Source organism: Bacteroidota bacterium (assembly GCA_016715425.1).
Lineage (GTDB): Bacteria > Bacteroidota > Bacteroidia > Chitinophagales > BACL12 > JADKAC01.
Map to the genome: position 1 here is coordinate 955,927 of JADKAC010000005.1, position 20,824 is coordinate 976,750.

The 20,824-nt window shown below is 31.9% G+C and carries 12 protein-coding genes and 7 pseudogenes; 4 read left to right on the forward strand and 15 right to left on the reverse strand.

Annotated features, from left to right (window positions below; translation table 11 throughout):
* The first annotated feature begins 77 nt into the window (after positions 1–77).
* Positions 78–1,477 (forward strand): annotated as a pseudogene (locus IPN31_09935) (aspartate ammonia-lyase).
* 93 nt (positions 1,478–1,570) lie between these two features.
* On the opposite strand, the gene IPN31_09940 reads toward IPN31_09935, so the two are convergent.
* From IPN31_09940 to IPN31_10000, 13 genes and pseudogenes are all read right to left on the reverse strand, one after another.
* Positions 1,571–2,044 (reverse strand): hypothetical protein, encoded by a 474-nt coding sequence (locus IPN31_09940; protein ID MBK8682207.1) that lies wholly within the window; start codon positions 2,042–2,044, stop codon positions 1,571–1,573.
* Between the two features lie 80 nt (positions 2,045–2,124).
* Positions 2,125–2,319 (reverse strand): hypothetical protein, encoded by a 195-nt coding sequence (locus tag IPN31_09945; GenBank protein MBK8682208.1) that lies wholly within the window; start codon positions 2,317–2,319, stop codon positions 2,125–2,127.
* 166 nt (positions 2,320–2,485) lie between these two features.
* Positions 2,486–2,773 carry a hypothetical protein gene (locus IPN31_09950; GenBank protein MBK8682209.1) on the reverse strand — a complete coding sequence of 96 codons (288 nt, stop codon included), beginning with the start codon at positions 2,771–2,773 and terminating at the stop codon, positions 2,486–2,488.
* Positions 2,757–3,160, reverse strand: a pseudogene (locus IPN31_09955) (hypothetical protein). The gene IPN31_09950 and the pseudogene IPN31_09955 overlap by 17 nt, the downstream one beginning before the upstream one ends.
* Before the next feature lie 237 nt (positions 3,161–3,397).
* Positions 3,398–3,622 carry an STAS domain-containing protein gene (locus IPN31_09960; GenBank protein ID MBK8682210.1) on the reverse strand — a complete coding sequence of 75 codons (225 nt, stop codon included), beginning with the start codon at positions 3,620–3,622 and terminating at the stop codon, positions 3,398–3,400.
* Positions 3,623–3,767: 145 nt separating this feature from the next.
* Positions 3,768–5,894, reverse strand: a complete 2,127-nt coding sequence (locus IPN31_09965) for a DEAD/DEAH box helicase (protein MBK8682211.1) — start codon at positions 5,892–5,894, stop codon at positions 3,768–3,770.
* Complete coding sequence (locus tag IPN31_09970) at positions 5,894–7,207, reverse strand: ATP-binding protein (protein ID MBK8682212.1); 1,314 nt, start codon at positions 7,205–7,207, stop codon at positions 5,894–5,896. The genes IPN31_09965 and IPN31_09970 overlap by 1 nt, the downstream gene beginning before the upstream one ends.
* The gene (locus IPN31_09975) at positions 7,204–8,808 is read right to left on the reverse strand and encodes a hypothetical protein (protein MBK8682213.1); all 1,605 of its coding nucleotides are present in this window, start codon (positions 8,806–8,808) and stop codon (positions 7,204–7,206) included. Before IPN31_09975 ends, IPN31_09970 begins: the two co-directional genes overlap by 4 nt.
* Before the next feature lie 272 nt (positions 8,809–9,080).
* Positions 9,081–10,726 (reverse strand): annotated as a pseudogene (gene sulP, locus IPN31_09980) (sulfate permease).
* 310 nt (positions 10,727–11,036) lie between these two features.
* A pseudogene (locus tag IPN31_09985) lies at positions 11,037–12,123 on the reverse strand (transporter substrate-binding domain-containing protein).
* Positions 12,124–12,177: 54 nt separating this feature from the next.
* A complete protein-coding gene (locus IPN31_09990; GenBank protein MBK8682214.1) occupies positions 12,178–12,525 on the reverse strand; it encodes a TfoX/Sxy family protein in 348 nt (115 codons plus the stop codon).
* 166 nt (positions 12,526–12,691) lie between these two features.
* A pseudogene (locus IPN31_09995) lies at positions 12,692–13,218 on the reverse strand (DUF488 domain-containing protein).
* A 5-nt stretch (positions 13,219–13,223) separates the two neighbouring features.
* Positions 13,224–13,919, reverse strand: coding sequence for an SMUG2 DNA glycosylase family protein (locus tag IPN31_10000; protein MBK8682215.1), 696 nt, complete (start codon positions 13,917–13,919; stop codon positions 13,224–13,226).
* A gap of 193 nt (positions 13,920–14,112) precedes the next feature.
* On the opposite strand from IPN31_10000, the gene IPN31_10005 reads away from it, so the two are divergent.
* On the forward strand, positions 14,113–15,315 hold the full coding sequence (locus IPN31_10005; GenBank protein MBK8682216.1) for an FAD-binding oxidoreductase: 1,203 nt from the start codon (positions 14,113–14,115) through the stop codon (positions 15,313–15,315).
* A gap of 74 nt (positions 15,316–15,389) precedes the next feature.
* A pseudogene (locus IPN31_10010) lies at positions 15,390–16,453 on the forward strand (DNA topoisomerase IB).
* Between the two features lie 243 nt (positions 16,454–16,696).
* On the opposite strand, the pseudogene IPN31_10015 reads toward IPN31_10010, so the two are convergent.
* Both IPN31_10015 and IPN31_10020 read right to left on the reverse strand, forming a co-directional pair.
* Positions 16,697–17,315, reverse strand: a pseudogene (locus IPN31_10015) (ferritin-like domain-containing protein).
* Positions 17,316–17,813: 498 nt separating this feature from the next.
* Positions 17,814–18,194, reverse strand: a complete 381-nt coding sequence (locus tag IPN31_10020) for a nuclear transport factor 2 family protein (GenBank protein ID MBK8682217.1) — start codon at positions 18,192–18,194, stop codon at positions 17,814–17,816.
* A 312-nt stretch (positions 18,195–18,506) separates the two neighbouring features.
* On the opposite strand from IPN31_10020, the gene IPN31_10025 reads away from it, so the two are divergent.
* Positions 18,507–20,741, forward strand: a complete 2,235-nt coding sequence (locus IPN31_10025; protein MBK8682218.1) for a gliding motility-associated C-terminal domain-containing protein — start codon at positions 18,507–18,509, stop codon at positions 20,739–20,741.
* The last annotated feature ends 83 nt before the right edge of the window (positions 20,742–20,824 follow it).

Genomic DNA, 20,824 nt, shown 5'->3' on the forward strand with positions numbered 1-20,824 from the left:
AAATTATTTAGTGATGAAATTTAATAAAAATATTCTTACTTCAACCATTGTTGGGTTGATGCTGATTCCAACAGTTGTTGCTTGCACAAGATGGATATAGAACAGAATCAGACTTACTTGGCGAAAAACAAATTCCTAATAGTGCATACTACGGTGTACAAACACAGCGTGCATTAGAAAATTTTCAAATTAGTGGTCAAACTACAATGGATTATCCGGAGTTGGTTGATGCATTTGTTTTAGTAAAACTTGCTGCGATTAGAGCGAATTATGATTCGGGTGCACTACCTAAATATGTGCTGGATGCTGTTGAGAAAGCATGTAAGGAAGTGCTTGCAGGAAAATATCATGATCAGTTTATGGTTGACTTATATCAGGGTGGTGCCGGTACTTCTGCAAATATGAATGTGAATGAAGTACTAGCGAATATTGCGCTTGAATTAAGTGGTCATGAAAAAGGTGATTATGCATATATCGAACCGCATGATCATTTAAATATGTCGCAATCAACAAATGATTCTTATCCAACTTCATTGAAAGTTGCTATGATTCTAATGAATGATAAACTCATTCCTGAATTAACCGCATTAATTACATCATTTGAAAATAAAGGAAAAGAATTTGATGAAATTCTGAAGATGGGAAGAACTGAAATGCAGGATGCTATACCTATGACATTAGGACAAGAGTTTAATGCGTTTGCATCTCAACTAAAAGGATCAATTGCAGAATTAAAAAGAGCAGAAGAAAATTTATATGTAATTAATATGGGAGGAACTGCAATTGGAACAAAACTAACTGCGCAAAAAGGATTTGTAGATAATTGTGCGAAGCATCTTGCAGAATTAACAGGAAAGAAAATTGTTCCTGCATCAGATTTAATTGCTGCTACTTCTGATCTCTCAGCATTTGTGGAATATTCAAGTGCGTTGAATACACTTTCTGTAAGATTATCAAAAATTGCGAGCGATTTAATTCTATTAGCCTCCGGACCAAGAGCAGGTTTATTTGAAATAAATTTACCTGCAATGCAACCCGGTTCTTCTATTATGCCGGGAAAAGTAAATCCGGTAATGCCTGAATTAATGAACCTTGTAGCATTCAGAGTAATGGGAAATAATGTTTCAGTAACTATGGCTGCTCAAGCAGGTCAGTTGCAGTTAAATGCTTACGAACCGTTGGCTCTTTCTGCTATTCTTGAATCACAAAAGTTGCTTACTAATACGATGAAAACTTTCCGCTTGAATTGTATTGATGGAATTACAGCAAATGAAGATGTGCTGAAGAAATATATTGATCAAAGTATCGGTATAGTTACTGCGCTGAATCCTATTCTGGGTTATGAAAAAACAACTGAGCTTGCCAAAGAAGCATTAGCATCAGGTAAAGGAATTTTAGAACTGGTTCGTGAACAAAATTACTGACTGAAGCTCAAATCAAAGATTTATTAGATCCTAAGAAAATGACTGGTCAGTAAATAAATCAACTCAATATTATTAAATAAAAAAGCACACATCGGTGTGCTTTTTATTGTTTGAAATTCTGCAATTGAGATTATCCTTTTGCAAATTTATTTACAACTGAAACTGAATTTCTCCATATTATTTTTTAACTCAACATCTATTAATTCCACAATCCGTTTTGATTTAGCATCAATATTTTGATAGAGTGTAATGAAATCTGTGGTTGTCCAATTGGTTACCAATAATCCATTTTGATATTCCTTGCTTTGTAGTAATTCTGTAAAATCCTCTTTTGTAATTTGTTGTTCTTCTGCTGTTTTATCACCCAGAAATACAGGAAGCAACTTGCCCATATCCGTATATTCGAAAAGTGGTTTCGAAACATATTCACGGTAATCGTAAGTTTCATGGTCAATAGATAGAATATTATATTGATGCAACAATTCTAATTCAAGCAACAATTTTTTAATTGAGTCATTAGTAATAAGATTCAAGTTGCCTGAGCTTACCAATTCCTTATATGTGATATTGCTGGGTGCGAATCTTTCTTCATACAATGAAATAATCACATTGTAAGCCAATTCATTTAAATCTTCAATCGGTGCACCATTTATTTGAGATATAATTTTCTCAATCTCGGGTTTCTTTTTAGTTCTGAAGTTTAATTGAAATTGTAATGCAACAATGTCTTTTGCAGATCGAGATTGATGTTTTGCAAATATTTAATTTCCCGCTTATGATTTATCCGATCAATATTCCAGTTGTTAATTTGAAGCGCAATTAAAATTCCGATTACCACAAGTACAATTTCTCCCACAGCATATTTTAAATATTTACCGGTACTATTGTTATCCATAAGTTTGAAGCGGGTTTTTCTGAAGAAGTTAATCATGGATTAAAAATACTAATCAAAATTAAAATTTGCAGGTGAAATAAATTGGATTGCATAAGACTAAAACATGGATTACATATTTTAGAGGAATGGAAGAGTAGGGGAGTATTTTTTTAACTATAAACGTTTCTTATTTTAAAAGTATAACTTGGCAATCAGACTTACCCACTAACCAATGTATAACTAATCCTTCAATATTTATAAAATCACCACTGAGCAAAGTTTCCGAAATACCTTTTTCGTTTTCAAAAAGCACTTCACCAACAACACAAATTAATAATGCCGGCACTTTTGAAACATGTTCATTTATTCGTTGATCTTTTAAAATCTGCAAAGAAGTTGCTGTTCCAAGTTCGCCTTTAAAAATTGCAAATGAGGAAACAGGTTTGTCGTTCGAATGATTATCTTTTAAGTGCATTGGTTTTTGTTTTTGGAATTGTGAAGTATGCAATCAGAGTTAAGGCAATTGTCAAGCTTGTCCTAAATAGCATGGCATATACAGTTTTAGTTTCGTAGATACCACCATTGCTAATATACATTTTTAATACAATATTGAAAGCTATCAGAATAACAGAAGCAATTACTAATAATATTATTGTCCAACGTTTTGATTTGAAAAACCATATACTGAAATTAAATAGAGTATGCTGCAAATAAAATTTGCCTCAACAATAAATAATACATAGTTGCCTTCCTTACTTCTTATATCAAATAGATCAAAGATTACGGATGTGCTTAAAAATAAAGTTATAAGCCCAAGGATAAGAAGAAAACTTGCGGATGCATGTCGTAAGGTTTTTTTCAAATAATTATAATTTGTTAGTATATGTTTATTCGTGGTTATTATATTAGTATTATTACAAAAGTAAAACCTATAAATAAAAATTTATGTGATACTTATTACAATAGTATTCTCACACAACTTTCAATGATGAAATAATTAGTTTACCTGATTTAATTCGATATGTTTAAGCCAATACTTATGTCGACATTTGGTTTAAACTATAATTTTTATCCTCCAGAAGTTTAAATAATCAAAGGATTACATTTCCTTCAATAACATATTAGCCCGTTCAAGTGCATCATCAATATCATCACAAACATTTGCTTTGCCCACAAGAAAAATGAGACGGGATTTTTCTAACTCAATAAAAAGACCTTGTTGTACACCTGAAAGAATAAGTTGCGTACCTTGATTTTTTGCTTGCTGAAATACTTCTTTTAATGTATGTAATCCTGTTGCATCAATTACAGGAACTAAACGCATTCGTATTATTAAAACCTTTATATGTAGAAGGATGTGAAATGAATGGATATAATTTTTCCAAAATGTTGGTGTTGTTAAAGAAAAAGAAATTATTTTTTAATCTATTAAAATCTTCAATCATTAGATAGAATACAAAACTGCTATTTTAACTGTTGCATACTAAATTTATATTTGCTAATAATTGAGTTGTCTTTTCAATGTCGAAATATCTTTCTCTTAAGAGTTTAATTTTATAGTTATCTGGTAAATACATTCCCCATTTGGAAAAATCTAATAGGGTAGGATTCGTCTGCAAGAGTATTGAAATATGTGTATCAATGTCTTTAAGTGGAAAGGATAAAAAACTCCATTTCGAAATCAATTCTTGTTTTGATACCTTAATGTCAAAAGAACTACGGCTGTCGTCAAGTGTGTTTTGAATTCCTGCAATTTTTAAAAGCAATTGTATTGTTCTGTTTATTCGTGTCCCTGTGAATGTAAATAGTTGAAGATGTTTTTCAGTTGTTAGGAGTGGTCGTTCGGATTGTAGGTAATTAATATTGAAAACAGCGAAGTCTTTACGCATTATTTCTGTTTCATCACAACTTGGTTGGTCAAGAAAATCGTATTCTGTTTTAGAATAAAGAACTTCAAACATTTTCTCCCTTATCCTTGGATGTATTATAGATCCACCACCAAAAAAAATTGGTTTTTTTCCGTCTTTTGCTGAGATTACTTCTATTTTTTTTGCCTTATGGTCAACGAATTTTATTTTCCAAATTTTAGCAGAGAGCAATATGTTTTCATCTTCAATAATTTGTGGTGAGAATGGTATTTCACCAATTGCATTTCCGGCATTTACTACTTTAAAGTTTTCTTCTGTTTTGAATACACTATAAAAGTTACGACTGTTAACTACCTTTTCTCCTTCCACGCCAATTATAACTTCGTGTTGTAATTTTTCAAGAAAATCAATTTCAATTAAATGTTTAAGTATTTCTTCAATCTCTTTTAAATCAATTTCCTTAAATGCAGCGTTTTCTTTGAGTTGATTTATTAATTCCTTTAATCTTATTCCTGAATGTCCTTTGGTAATTGACAATGCTTGATGAACTAAAATATCATAGGGTTTTTCATTTTTTTGTGGCGGTTCGATAAAATCTTCTTTATATAATAACCAACAAGCAATTGATTGAAGCAAACTCCATTCATTTGTAGAATACAAATACAAATTACTACTTTCTCCTTCTTTTCTTCCGCTTCTACCTACTCTCTGAATTAATGAGGCTATACTATGCGTTGCATCAATTTGAACAACTTCATCAACGGTTCCAATATCAATACCGAGTTCTAATGTAGATGTGCAAGCTATACAAAAGTTTTGGCGAATGTTATTCTTTGCAAAATATTCAACGTACTCTCTCACTTCTCTATCAACTGATGAATGATGCGAAAAATAATTTGAATGACCTTTTACTCTGTCTGAAATCTTTCTAAGTTTTACAGCAACTTCTTCGGCACGCCCTCTACTGTTTGGAAAAATTAAAACTTTATTGTCTTTAGTTTCAATGTATAAATCTTTCAAAAGTTCCAAAGGTAATTCCTCGTTTTTGTTTTTGAAGTAGCGGAATAGTGCATTAACTTCTTTGGCTGTTCTATCCAATAGGACCTTTGTATTAAATTCATCTCCAGTGAATTTTTTAGCTTCATCGTAATCCCCAATTGTTGCCGAAAGTCCAACAATACTGAATGATTTATAATTAATCATTTGTAATCTTGATAGAATTGATTTTAGTTGAATTCCTCTATCTGTGCCAATAAATGAGTGTATTTCATCAATGACAATATATTTTAAATTAGAAAATAAATGCTTTACATTGAAAGGTTTGTTTACAAACATAGCTTCCAATGATTCGGGTGTTATTAGGATAATTCCGTTTGGGTGCTTAATTAATCTTTCTTTAAGTGTTTTGTTTGCTTCTCCATGCCATTTAGTTACCGTTATATCAAGATTTTTGCATAGTTCTTCTATACGATAAAATTGGTCATTAATTAATGCAATAAGTGGTGAAATATAAAGTACCTGAACGCCTGTATCATTGAAATTAACTTTAGAAAGTATTGGCAAGAATGCTGCTTCTGTTTTTCCAGAAGCAGTCCTTGATGCTAAAATATAATTATCATCCGACGCTAAAATTTTAGAAATAGCAGCCGTTTGAATTGGTCGCAACCGCTCCCAACCTTTATCTCGAATAAATTTTCGTATTGGTTCTGAAAGTAAATCAAATGACATTATAATTCTTCAATTTCATCCATAAGTTCATCATTAGGTCTTTCATCAGAAATTTCAATATCCTTAAAAAGTTTTGCTTTTTCAATTTCTGGGTTTTGTCTAATAATATTTAAAATATTTAAATAATCTCTTACAATTTCTCCAGGAGTTAAAAATTCAGAAGCCCCTGGTTTATTAAACATTTCTTCCATAAATGAAAGGATTTCTTCTTCTGTTAGTTGAATCTCAGATTTATAATTGTAATCAAAAATTAGTTTCAACTTTTTAAGTAAAACAAAAACCTCATTATGATTTAAAGGCATCAGCCTAATAACAGGTTGGGCAAAATCTCTTATTTCGGCTGTTTCAAATTTATTCGTTTCTAATCTTCTTTTTAATGCTGGATAACTGAATAAACCACGTCTTTCATTTTCTAAAAACTCTTTAGTTCCAGCAAAATTGAGAAACAGGTTAGCAACTTTACCTTGAAAACAATCATTGTATATCGTAAGGATTTTTTCATAGTTCTTTTCTCTCATTACGGATGTTGAAATCTTGTATAGATTAATAGCTTCATCTAGATTTACCATAAAACCACTATACCCCATGTATACAAAGAGTTTGCAGAAATTTTTCAGCATATCATAATAATTCAGGTCATTTATAACTTCTCTTACTCCTAAGTCTTGTCTTGCTTCTGTTTTAGTTCTGTATTCTCCTTTTAGCCATTTTAAAGCGTTTCTTCTTAATTGCTCATCTTCTTTGATATATCCTTCATAATATTTCATTATAACAGTTCCAAAATCGAAACCACCTACATCGGTGATTTCATTAATGGTTTTCATAATGTTATTTTGAATTAGACTTAAATATTGTTCATTACGAATGTCAGTCAATGAAATTTTATTTTCTTCAGCAGTTTGTATTATAATTTGCTCAATCCATTTTTCCAATAATGTTGGCAATGCACCGCCTTCTGGCTTTGTTTGAATTGAAACGTTATCCATAATAGAAGAATAGAGAGCAACTCCTTTTCCATCATTTGAATACAAACGATTATCAGGTGTAAAATCTGCATTGGCTACTACAAATTTCTGCTTCAAAGCAACTGTATTGAGTAAATGAAGCATAAATGATTTACCTGAACCAAAGTCTCCAATCCAGAATTTAACCATACTGTGCCCATTTTTAACATCTTCTAATGCATTTACAACTGCATTGATTTCTTCTGAACGCCCAACAGTAATATGTTGAACACCAATTTTTGGAACTACACCGCCAATTAATGAATTGATAATAGCGGTGGCTTCTTTAGGTTTAATATTGTCTATCATTTTGCGGAAATTCTTTGAAAATAGTTTGGGTTAATTGTGTAATAGTCTTCTTCTTCCTCAATCAATACATCATCTAAAAACTCATAACAGGTTTCATTAATGCTTTCAATTAATTGATTTTTAAAAACACCTTTTGATTTTGCAAACTGTTCAAGTTCACTTTGCATAACTGAAAAATTGCTTTTCGAGAAAAGTTCTAATGCAGAAATGTGTATTGGTGTAAAAGGTAATTCGTAAACAAATGCTGAATGGCTTATATCATCATGTTTTTGTGTTATCTCTATTTTTATCTCTTCGTTGCTTATCTCTTGTGATTTTATGGAATTGTTTTCATCCTCAGAATCATCCTTTAAATATTCATTAAGAAGTTCAACTGTGGTAGAGTGTTGTTGTTGTACCTCTTTTATTGAAGTAATATCAAGATGTATTTTCTTACGTTTAATCTCATAAATTTTTGAAACGCTTTTTAATGCTTTGTCTAAATTTTTGTCTTTGATTAATTCGCTGACAATAATTTCAAAATCGTGTAATTGCTCATTGGTTTTGAACAAACTTTTTTGAATAGTTTTTGTGAATTGTTTATTGTCAAAAGTTGCAGATTTTAAGTCGTAATATACATACCTTACATAATACTCTAAAGCCAAAATATTATTAACGTTTGAAATAAATTTAGATGCTTCATAATATATATTTTCAATAAATGGATTCTCAAAATTTCTTTTTTCCAGTTCTGCGATTTGTTGTTTAAATACATTAATATTTTGCTCATTAAAGTCTACCTTGATTTTTTCAAGTATCTCCTTATATCTACTTCTATTATAGTTATTTATTAATATTTCGCTCTCAAGGTCAATTGGATAATTTTTAAACAAATCTTCTTCAATATATGGATATACTATAGAAAGAACTTTTTCCTCAAAAAGATTTAAGGCTTCATTTGTGCGTAAATACCAATTTAATTCAGTTCTTCTTCCTACATTTAAAAATCCTCTTAATTCGTTTTCACAAGTTTTGTAGATACATTGGTTGTATTTATTCCTTAGTTCTGTAATTGCGTTATTATAATTATAGCTACCTTTTCGATACTTATATTGCTTTTTAATTTCAACATCAAAAATTTCTGCTTTTATTTTATTGTGTTCTTCAATACCAAAATACTCTTCCAAATAATTTAATGAATCAAAAAGTAAACGGATTAAATATTCTGCACAATATGGGATTGAATTGAATTTGTTATCTGTATCAATTAAGTTATTTAGTATTTCTACTTCATTGTCGGATAATTTTAATTTATTCTTAAATTTATTACCTAGCTTCCAACTATCAAATTCAATGATATTAGCAGGCGTTCCTATTTTTTCATAGTTTCCTGTAACATCAATAATTGAATCATCATTATTGTTATTTAAAGGACCAGATGTTTGTATTGTGAATTTTAGATTATTAATAAAAGTTTCCACTAATTTCTCTTGTATTTCCTTTTCTGATTTTGGGCTTTTGTTTGAAATGGTATCAGTAGTGTTTTGTTTTGTGGATTTCGTCTTTTTATAAACTGCATAAATTAAAAGTAGCATTAATCCAATTATTATTATTGCTGTCATTTGTATATTATTAATTTAGCATAGCTGTTTTGTGTTTTAATCTAAGTTTCTTGATTTTTAATAATCCACATGGATTATAAATTTATATTCTTTTTCATGTTTTCATAATGACAAGATAAAGTAATCTTCTAAAGAATCAAATAGCACATTAATTTTGACCTTCATTCAAATATATATTAAAAAATTTGCTTTGAAAAATAACTGTTAACTATGATCACATTTATTAAATAATATTTTAATTGAAAGTGAATTTTGTTTAAATAATCATATAGTTACATTTCCTTCAATAACATATTAGCCCGTTCAAGTGCATCATCAATATCATCACAAACATTTGCTTTGCCCACAAGAAAGATAAGTCGGGATTTTTCTAACTCAATAAAAAGACCTTGTTGTACACCTGAAAGAATAAGTTGAGTACCTTGATTTTTTGCTTGCTGAAATACTTCTTTTAATGTATGTAATCCTGTTGCATCAATAACAGGAACTAAACGCATGCGGATTATTAAAACCTTTGGTGGCTTTTCCATAAACTTCATAGACTCTTTGAATTTATATGCAGCACCAAAAAACATCGGGCCTGTTATTTCAAACACTTCTACACCTTCAGGAACTTTGTATTTGCTGATTGCTTTTTCATCATCCGCTTCATTTATTTCATCTGTAATAATATTTACGTTAGTTATTTGTGTCATTCTTCGCATGAATAAAAATACAGCAAGCACCATCCCGATTTCAATAGCAACTGTCAGATCAACAAATACTGTTAATGCGAAAGTGCTAAGTAAAACAGCAGCATCACTTTTAGAGGTGCGCAGTACTGATATAAATGAACGCCATTCACTCATATTATAAGCCACCACTACTAATATTCCTGCAAGACATGATAGTGGAATTAGTGTTGCCCATTTTCCAAATACAAGCATTATTAATAGAAGAGTTATAGAATGAACAATGCCTGCGATCGGAGTTCTTCCTCCATTTTTCACATTGGTTGCAGTGCGGGCAATTGCTCCTGTTGCCGGAATTCCACCGAACAAAGAAGAAACAATATTTGCTACTCCCTGACCAACAAGTTCAACATTTGATTTATGACTTCCCCCAATCATTCCATCTGATACTACCGCCGAAAGCAGTGATTCAATTCCACCAAGCAAAGCGATGGTAAATGCAGGTGCTATTAATTTTTGAAGTGTAGCAAAATCTATAAATGAAAAATGTGGAGCAGGGAAGGAGGATGATATTTCTCCAAACTTACTACCAATAGTTTCTACATCAATTTGAAATATGCTTACACAAATTGTTGCAATAAGAATTGCTACAAGTGAACCGGGAATTTTGCGAGATATTTTGGGATGAGAATTGAAATGAGAATAGTACTAATTGCAATTACAATAGCATACATATTTATAGTTTCGAAATTTAAAAAATACGCTTGCCATTTCTCTACAAAATCTGCAGGCACATCTCCCATAGTAAGACCAAAAAAATCCTTCATCTGCGAAGAAAAAATAATTAATGCAATACCACTTGTGAATCCAACTATGAGTGGATGCGGAATAAATTTTATAATAGAACCCATTCTTGCAAGTCCCATTATAACCAGAATTATTCCTGCAAGAAAAGTGGCGTAAATCAATCCCTCAATTCCGAATTCCTGCACAATACCGTAAACGATTACTATGAAAGCACCTGTCGGCCCGCCAATTTGAACTCGGCTTCCACCAAGAAATGAAATCAGAAATCCTCCTATTACTCCTGTAATTAAACCTTTTTCGGGTGAAACTCCGGATGCTATAGCAAATGCAATGCAGAGAGGTAGTGCAACAATGCCTACAATAATTCCTGCGATGAGGTCTTTGTAAAATTGTTCTTTAGTGTAAGTCTTGAGTGTTACAAATAATTTAGGTACAAACATGACGAGCGCAAAAGTAGAAATAATATAGAACCAATGAATTAGACTGTTGACTATTGACTATTGACTTAGACTGTTGACTTAGACTATTGACTAAAATAGTTTCGAGTTTGAGGTTTCGAGTTAAGAAATTATTGTTCATTTACACTTTGATTTTTGGCTATTGGCTATTGGCGGTTGGCAAAAAAAAATGACTATGGATTTTGACCATTAACTTAGACCATTGACTTAATATTGAAACTGATAACCTATTTATTTTTGCAGAAAATTTGATAAATATTAATAGTATTGTTTGCAATTATTTAATTAAAAATCACTCATCTTTCTGGATATAATAATGAACAATCTTTTCTATTTCCTGATTTTCTGCTAGTTCCAGTAATGCCTGATTTACATCTGAAATAAGTAGAGAGTTTAGGGAAATGCAAAGCCATAACCTTGTATATAATACTCCGCTTTACTGATATATAAATCTTCGTCTTTATTATTTTTCAAATAGTATAATAACTGCGGACGATCATATACCACCGCATCCACTTCTTTATTTTTCAGTTTAGTAATTGTCTCTGCAAAATCATTAACACCTACCGAATGAATTTTAGATTTATTTAATAATTCTTCCGTAGATGAACCGTCAATTGTTGCGACCTTTTGCCTGATAGTTGTTCAATATTTGAAATTGTAGTGCCACCCAATGAAGATAGCGTTAATGTACTTGCGATTCCCGCCACCATAGATGTAGCAAAAATTATTGTTATTACCATCCAAGCACCGGCAATAATTCTACCTGCCAAAGTCACAGGTGCTTTATCACCATATCCTGTTGTACTCATAGTAACAATAGCCAGCCACATTCCGGTGCCAATACCATGCAGAGGATCTTTTGCAAATTGATCCGGAGATTTTTTGCGCTCCGCAATCCAAAAAAGCGTTCCAACTCCGGCAAGAATAATTAAAAAGATGAACAAGGCAATTAATAATTTAAAGCTGAAAAATGGTTTAATCTTTTGCCAAAAATTATTTTTTTGAATTGGTGAAAGTATAGATATACTGGAGTTATAAAAAGGTTGAGAAAATTTCATGTGTTCAATACGACTTGAGGTAATGCTGATGGGACCAACAACTAAATCCAAATGTCCCTGCATCAGAGCATGTAATGCATCATCAACATTTTCAAAATGCACATATTTATAATTCCATGATTTATTTAAAGCGATTTTATCCCATATCTCAATCGCAATTCCTTTATCTTCTCCATCAAATACAAAAGGTTCGGAACCGGCAGTTCCTACCATTAATGTATCCATTATAATTTCCGTTTGTGCTTGTGCCTGAATGGATGTTGTGGTATAAAAAAGGAGTATAATGAATAGGAAAAAGTGTAATAGATATTTGGGCATAATAATGTAATTGTTCAATACAAATTTTAATGATTTTTTTTAAAATAGAGAATGCTAATTTTTCTTTTTAGAAGACTTTACTTTATCGTTGAAATCCAAACATATATTTATCCAGTAAAGAAAATCTTTCTCAGCTGTAAAACCATCTTCACTTACATAACAATAGCCTTTAAAAATTCTGCCACTCATAATCATAGGTTGATAGCCATTTCTTTTAGATACTTCGTTTAGTAAATCCGGATCAAACCGGCACATCAGATTTTCACCACTTACATTCACACACATTTTTCCATTCACCATAAAAGCATGCCCGCCAAACATTTTCTTTTCTTCAATTTTTAATTCCGGATTTTTAGTAAGGGGTGTTCTAACCCTTTTTGCAAGATCAATGTTATAAGCCATTCGATTTTTTTATTTTAATTTTTAGCAAAAGTGATATTAAATTAATTTTCAACCATTGCAGTTTATTGTTTTTAGAAGCCGATCATCAGCAATATTGATTGTTTTAAATATACGAGAAAAGTATTTATTAATTCTAAAGAATGATTGTTTGAAATAATAGCAAAACTTATTCTTCATCCGAATACAATACATTTTCCCCTTCAATTATTGCCGGTGAAGTATAGCGATGCACCTGGCTTTTCCTATCGACATAATATGTCTTACATCCCAACCTTTTGCTTTCAGATAATCCGATACCATGGAGCGATGACATCGCCACCAAATTGCTTCTGCACACATAAAAGCAGTAGTTTTTTTTAAAGCAATTTTTTCGAGATGTAAAATTGCATTTTCAAATTCTATTGTCTCCATATAATCTGCATACCCTTTGAAGGAATCATTATTCCAACGATTGTTTTTAGAATCTTTTTTCACTTTTCTTCTTCCTCCCAAATCAGCGAGATGCATATATTCTATTCCATTTTCAGGTAACGATTTCTCTAAATTTTCTTTATCAAAATGAGGAAATTTTCTAGAACCGGGGAGGCTGCGTATATCTGCCAAAACCTGAATGTTAAACGACTGAAGCATAGCGATGAATTCTTCCAGACTATGTGTGGAATGACCTATTGTATATATCGCCTGATGCACCATCAGATTTAGATAGAATTGTTTAAGGTTAAAATATATTTGTCTATATAAAGTTGTTTCTCTTTCGATTTATATTGTTGGATATATCTCGGATGATCAAGTGCTATTAAATTATCAAATAATTTTACTTCGTTGTTAAGTTTTTGAAGATAGATTTCATTTTTTCGTCCTAATACATATGCATCCGAAATTATCAATCCCATGCTAATATGTTTTTTTAATGAATCAATCATAAATGATTTCACCATTTTAAATAGCGTCTTATCATCATAATAATTTGCATTCAGCCATTTCCCTTCTTTTGTCTGACGAACAATTGCCAAAGGAAATGGAGAGTTAATATAAAATTGTTTATAGAAAGCTTCGGCACCGCCAAATTCTGCAATCACATCATATAAAAACCAAGAAGAAATTTCATGCGTATGTGCAGAGTGCATTTTTATTCCGCAGGTACTTTCTAATCTTTTTGTATCAGTAAATGGAACACCCGTTACGCCGGCGCCATGCCTACTGGGATTAATGCCTATAATAAATTTCCTCTTCTTGGTGTCATTATAATATTTACTATAAAATTGCTGCATTACGTCTATAGTCTCCGGGTTATCTTTATAGGGATTTATCACCTGAAAGCCTTTGGGCATTTTACCCGTGTATTGTAATTTGCGATTGAAATCAACCACTTTTTCACCAAAGGTTTTTGTCATGAATATTCGTTAATGAGTTATCTGAGGGGTTGTTAGTAAATTCCCCTCATATTTTATTTCTAATATTCTTAAAACAGTATTTCAATTTTTTTGTTTGTGTAAAAATGATATAACAATATTATAGTGTTAGAATAAGGATGTTTTTATATGATTATGATTTTATCCAATTTTTTAATAAACAAAATATAGTCTCATGAATTTAATTTCAGGTTATCCCTATTGGCTGGTAAAAAATGGTCTGCCATACAATTATCCTTCATTGGAAAAGTCCATTGAAGTAGATGTGGTTATAATGGGTGCAGGAATTTCGGGTGCACTTATGGGATATTACCTTGCTAATGCCGGAGTAAATTGTGTAATCATTGATGCACGTTCCATTGGATTGGGAAGTACCTGTGCAAGCACGGCTTTGCTTCAATACGAAATAGATATTTCTCTCACAGATTTAAAAGAAAAAATTGGTGTAAATGCTGCGGAAAGAAGTTATAAGTTATGTGCATCTTCAATTCATAAACTGCATACTATAAGTGAGCATATAGGATTTAAGGAATTTGAATTTAAGAAAAGTCTGTACTATGCTGCCGATAAAAAACATATTCCTCATTTACAAAAAGAATTTGATGCAAGAAGGCAAGCCGGTTTTGATGTGGAATATCTTGGTAAGGATGATGTTAAAAAAACATTTGGATTTAATGCACCCGGAGCAATACTCTCAGGACTCGCTGCACAGACGGATGCCTATAAATTTGCTCATGAATTACATAAATATTCCCAATCAAAAGGAATACAGGTATTTGATAGAACCAATGTGACTAATATACAACATAAGAAGAGTGGGGTAGTAATGAAAACGGAAAATGGTTTGAAAATAAAAGCAAAGAAACTTATTTATGCTACGGGTTATGAAACAGTAAAATATATTGATAAAAAAATAGTGGAACTGTATTCCACTTATGCCTCAATTACTGAACAAAAAAAATCTAAAGAATCTTTCTGGAAAGATGATGTATTGATATGGAATACAGCAGATCCATATTTATATATACGTACAACTCCGGATGGCAGAATAATTTTTGGTGGAGGTGATGATAAGCATTCATCTGTAGATCATAGCATGAAAAAAATAAATAAAAAAACTGCGCAGCTTTATAAAGAATTGCATAAAGTATTTCCTTCAATGGATGTAAAGCCGGAATTTAATTGGATGGGGATTTTCGGAAAAACTACTGATGGATTACCATATATAGGAACTTATAAAAAACTACCTAATAGCTTATTTGCCCTAGGATTTGGCGGAAATGGAATTACGTTTAGTTTAACTGCTGCTGAAATTCTTACAGACATTATTTTAGAAAAGAAAAACAGCGATGCCGATTTATTTTCTTTTGAAAGATAAAACAGATTTAATATTCAATTTTTATTGAATTGTTGAAAAGCATTCAGGTTACTTTAAATTCATTTGTATGGAAAATTTACTTCCACGATCGAAAAAAAAAAATAGAATTAATATTAAATGATAATGCTAAGGCGGCAGAAGCAGTTAATTTAATTTATGTAACAGATAAGGAACCGGGAATTAACCGCATTAAAAAAGGCAAAGGGTTTTCATATAAAATCGAAAATAAAAAATTGATAATGCCGATTTAAAAAGGATAAAAGCACTTGTGATTCCGCCCGCATGGGAAAGTGTCTGGATTTGTAAATTAGAAAATGGTCATTTGCAAGTTACAGGATTGGATGTGAAGAATCGCAAACAATATCGTTATCATACGAATTGGAATAAAATTCGAAATCAAAGTAAATTTTATCATTTATATGACTTTGGATTGTCCTTGCCTCAAATGCGTACTCAACTAAAAAAAGATATTGCATTACCCGGTCTTCCAGTTGAGAAAGTATTGGCAACTGTTGTGAGTTTAATGGAGAAGACAAGTATTCGAGTAGGTAATAGTGAATATGAGAAATTAAACGGATCCTTTGGGTTAGCTACCTTAAAAGACAAGCATGTTTCTTTTAATGGATCTAAAATAGAATTCAGTTTTAAAGGTAAGTCAGGTGTTGAGCATCAAATTAATTTAAAAAGTAAAAAGTTGGCAAACATTGTTCAAAGCTGCAAGGAAATTCCCGGCAGAGAATTGTTTCAATATTTTAATGACAATGGTGAAAAAAAATCTATTGATTCGGGAATGGTAAACGCATATATTAAAAATATCAGTTCTGGATATTTTACTTCCAAAGACTTCCGCACCTGGGCGGGTACTGTGCATGCAGTTGTAGCTCTACATGAATTCGGTTTATTTGAAAGTGAAATAGAAGCAAAGAAAAATATTACAGACACTTTTAAAATCGTTTCCTCTCATCTTGGAAACACAGTAAACGTCTGCAAAAAATATTATGTGCATCCATTAATTATCGAAGCATATGAAAATAAAAAATTGAGTGATTTATTTTCTAAAATTGATAATTCAATTGCTGAGGTCGATAATGCATTATCCCCTATGGAAGAAATAGTGATGCAAATTATTAAACCATGAAAATTATTGGCTGCTACAGGCAGTTAAAACTGACTGAAATGGATTTTATATGCTGGACATTTAATGTATAAATTTCTGTTTACTTCAGTAAACGGATAACTGAAATAAATTTCATACACTGGTAAATTTCCGTTTACTCAGTAAACGGAAAAACGGATAAGGGGATAGAGCAAAATAAAAATAAATGGCTTGAATTTATCAAGCCATTTAATAAAATAAATTACCAATTAAAACTTATTACATCTATTCTTCTTCCTGACTTGCTTCGTAATTAATATCATTCTCAGCAATGTCAGTCAATAAACTATCTGCTTCTTTTTCTTCTCCTAATGTTTCTTCCAACAATTCTGCAACATCTTCTTTTTTAAGAGTGCGGGCAAGTTGTGCTAATCCACCGTAAGTAGCAATTTCATAGTGTTCTACTTTTTTGAGCGGCCAGGATTAATCCAACATCACGAGTTGCGGTTCCTTTTTCAGTATCTTCCACAATACTATCTGCTTCCTTAGTTAAACCTTCCATGGCTTCACATTTTTTTGCGACAGCTTTTTTATCTAACAATTCAAAAACTTGTTCAAGTCTTTCAATATGAGTTTTGGTTACTTCTAAATGTTCGGAAAATGCATTTTTTAATTCTTTACTTGTCGCCGCTTTATTTAATTTAGGTAAAGCTTTCGTAAGATGTTTTTCCGCCCAATAAATGTCTTTTAATTCATCATAAAAAAAATCTTCTAACATAGAATCATTTGGAGTTGATTTACGAGAAGGAGTAGTTTTTTTACTAGAAGTTGTAGTTGTTTTACCGCTTGAAGAAGCAGAGGTTTTCTTAGTCGGTGCAATTGTTTGTTTTGTTTGCTTAGGCATAATATTTATTTTTAAAAAGTTAATTAAATCTGTTTTTAAAAAACAAGATTTATACCAAGGGTTGACAAATAAAATTTATAAGTTTCTCAAACATTTTTTCACTTTATATGTTATTCCGATTTTTTTTTAAATCTTCAAATCATTTCTAATAATAGCACTAGGGATAAATTTTTATTAATCCTTTTATAGCTAAGTATTTAAATGTAATTTGGATAAATCCATTAAGTCTGTATAATTATAAATTTGATAATATTATTTCGGTTGAAAATTTAAAATATTATTATAAAGAAAGATTAATTAGGAAAGCAAGTGTGGAATAATACCTTATTTGTTGTGAAAAGATTTCTACAAATTGTTAAATTTCGTCATAGGATAATTTTTCAACTCAATTCTATTCACTATAACAATCAATTGATTGGATTAAATAATTAAACCTGGAAAATGGAATAGCCTCTTCACTGTGAAAACAGCTTTCAAGTATTAAATGTGCTAAATAGTTTATTTTTTTACTGGCGTTAGATGCGTTAAAACACAAAGCCATTTGTCGTTTTCTTTTTTATATACATCGGTAATCCACTCATCGGCTCTCATTGGTTTACCTTGCCAGGTTCCGGTGTTTTGTCCACGACCTATAACCAATGCAATATCACCATAAATTTTTACCCTTAATGTTTCCTTTGTCATTGTAGAATGCGATAAAATGCCTTGCTGTAATACTTCAAAAAATTTATCTTGAGCAATAATGCCTCCACCACTATCCACAATAACCCAATCAGATGTAATGCATTTTTTTATTTCATCCACATTATTAGAGATTATAGCCAAATTAAAGTTGTCTTCAATTTTCTGAAACTTGATTTTTAATTCCTCGTCTGACATATTATATAAGTTTTTTTTAATGTATTAATTATTTGTGCTAAAGTTTAAAAACTAAATTAAATCTTTTTAGAGACTATTTTAACTTGAGAGAAATTCAAAGAAATTCATGTTGTTCATCAAATTTTTTCTTGATTAATTGGTATTACAGAATTCAGAGTCTCTATATTAGAAATTACTTTTATTTATTTTGTCGGATATCTTGAAAAGGAATTGACATATTTTGGTAAATTCATAATTATTATATTTCTAACTTTCTTGTTTAAGTAGTTTTTCAGACCTTAGTGAAGTTTTTAAATATTAAAATACAAACATATGAACCTTAAATTCAATACTTCTCTCATAGTTTTTATGATATTGAGCTTGATCGCTTTTAAAGGAAATTCACAAATGGTGGGTGGTGATGTTTTTCTTCAAGGATGTTTTATAGAACTTGGTATTTCTGAATGTGGTGTATATGGCAGTAGTGCAACTCCACCGGATGGGCCACTTGGAGAATATCATGGTATTAATATAAATGGATTGGGTTTTATTGCTGACCACGAAAAAGATGGCTGGGATGAATCTACCGGAGCCGGTGAGCCGAATTTTTGTGGAGATTATTTTACGCCGGGTAGTCCCGAGGAAGGTTGGGCAATAGAGTGGGACGGAGATGTTTGGGAAAACCACTACTTGCCTTGTTTGGGTTATGGTGAAACAGGATTTGGTGCTGCGGACATGGATGGTTCTATCACCAGTTATGTGGATGCAGCCGGTGTGCAACTCGCAGTTTGGGAAGGCGAATTGGATGAAACAGGAATTAATTTATCAATAACACAAACAACCTCTTTTCCCAATGGCGCTTTATTTTTTCTAACCTCTGTGGAGCTATGTAATACAGGTGATACAGACTTAACTGATGTGTATTATACGAGAAATGTAGACCCAGATCAGGATGTAGATAATTGCGGTTCGTATCAAACTGAAAATGTTATAGTTTATAATTATCCATCAGATGATACTGCTCTTGTTACTGCTGATGGAGAATCTTGCGGTTGTTTTTTAGGCATTGGTGCTGTAGATAATCGTGCCCGTGTTAGTTATGGCAATTTCTTTATTTCACCATCTACGCCTTCCGATGCATGGACAGGAACTGGTGGTTACAGTATTTCAGGCAGTACTTCTTGTGACTGTGCTGTGCAAATTACTTTTAAAGTGGATATTCCTGCAGGAGAATGTACAATTATAAATTATGCGCATGTGCTTGATCCTTCCGATCTGCAAGATGCTTTAGAAGCTACACTTTCCGGAGGAGTGGGACTAACTGCCAACGGTGTGAGTATTTCTGCGACGGGTCAATATGCTGTTTGTGAAGTTGGAGATACGGTTATTCTGGAAGCGAATGGTGATCCTGCAGTTACCTGGACTTGGTCGCCTGATATTTATTTAAGCAGTACCGTTGGTGATTCAATTGTTGCAACGCCAGAGGAAACTACAACATATACAGTAACAGGTGTTGGTGGTGAATGTGGAGATATAACAACTTCCTTCACCTTAATTGTTGATGAAGATGAATTGTCTGATGCAGGGCCTGATCAATCAATATGTATTGGTTCATCAACTACCTTAAGCGGATTTGGTGGTCCAGCAGAAAATATATATTTATGGTCTCCGGATTTAGGTTTAAGCGATCCCAATATTTCAAATCCTGTTGCTTCTCCAATTACTACAACAGCCTATACTTTAACCACTTATGATACACTCGGCTGCCCAGCTTATTCTGCGGTATTAATTACAGTTGATCCACTTCCCATTATCAATGCAGGTGCTGATGTAGCAATTTGTGTGGATGGTGAAATTGAATTGGAAGCTACAGGTGGTGTGAGTTATGTCTGGACTCCTGCAATTGGTTTAAGCAATCCAAATATTGCAAACCCTAATTGTACAGTGGATGATGAAACTACTTATACGGTTACAGGAACGGATGAAAACGGTTGTATAAATACTGATGAAATTACAGTTTCTGTAAATTATTTACCCGAAATTATTGCTACGGCAAATCCATATACAATTGATGTTTTTCTTGGAGAAACAACACAATTAGACGTGGTTACGGGTGGAATTATTTTCAATTGGTCTCCTCCAAATGGATTAAGTGATCCGAATATTCAAAATCCAATAGCTCAACCGGAGGATACAACGATTTACACAGTTACCGTAACTGATCAGTATGGTTGTGTAAATACTGATACTGTTATAGTAAATGTAATTGGAGAGTTGAAAGTGTTATTGCCAAATGCCTTTTCACCTAATGGCGATGGAGTAAATGATTATTATTACCCGGCAGTAAGCGGGAGTGGTGATTTAGAATACTATGCAATTTATAACCGCTGGGGCGAAATGATATTTGAAAATACTGCACCAAATACAGCAGATGGCAGCAATGGTTGGGATGGGACATGGAATGGAACTGAGGCAGAAGTGGGCTCTTATGTTGTAATTGCTCGTGCTAAGAAATCATTTGATGAAGCTATACAAACTATAAATGGAACATTTGTATTGATTCGATAAGCACTTCAAAAGGGCTTACTTTTTTGTAGTGCAAATTCAAGGAATTGTCATTTTGTAATACTTCATAATTACACACACAGTGT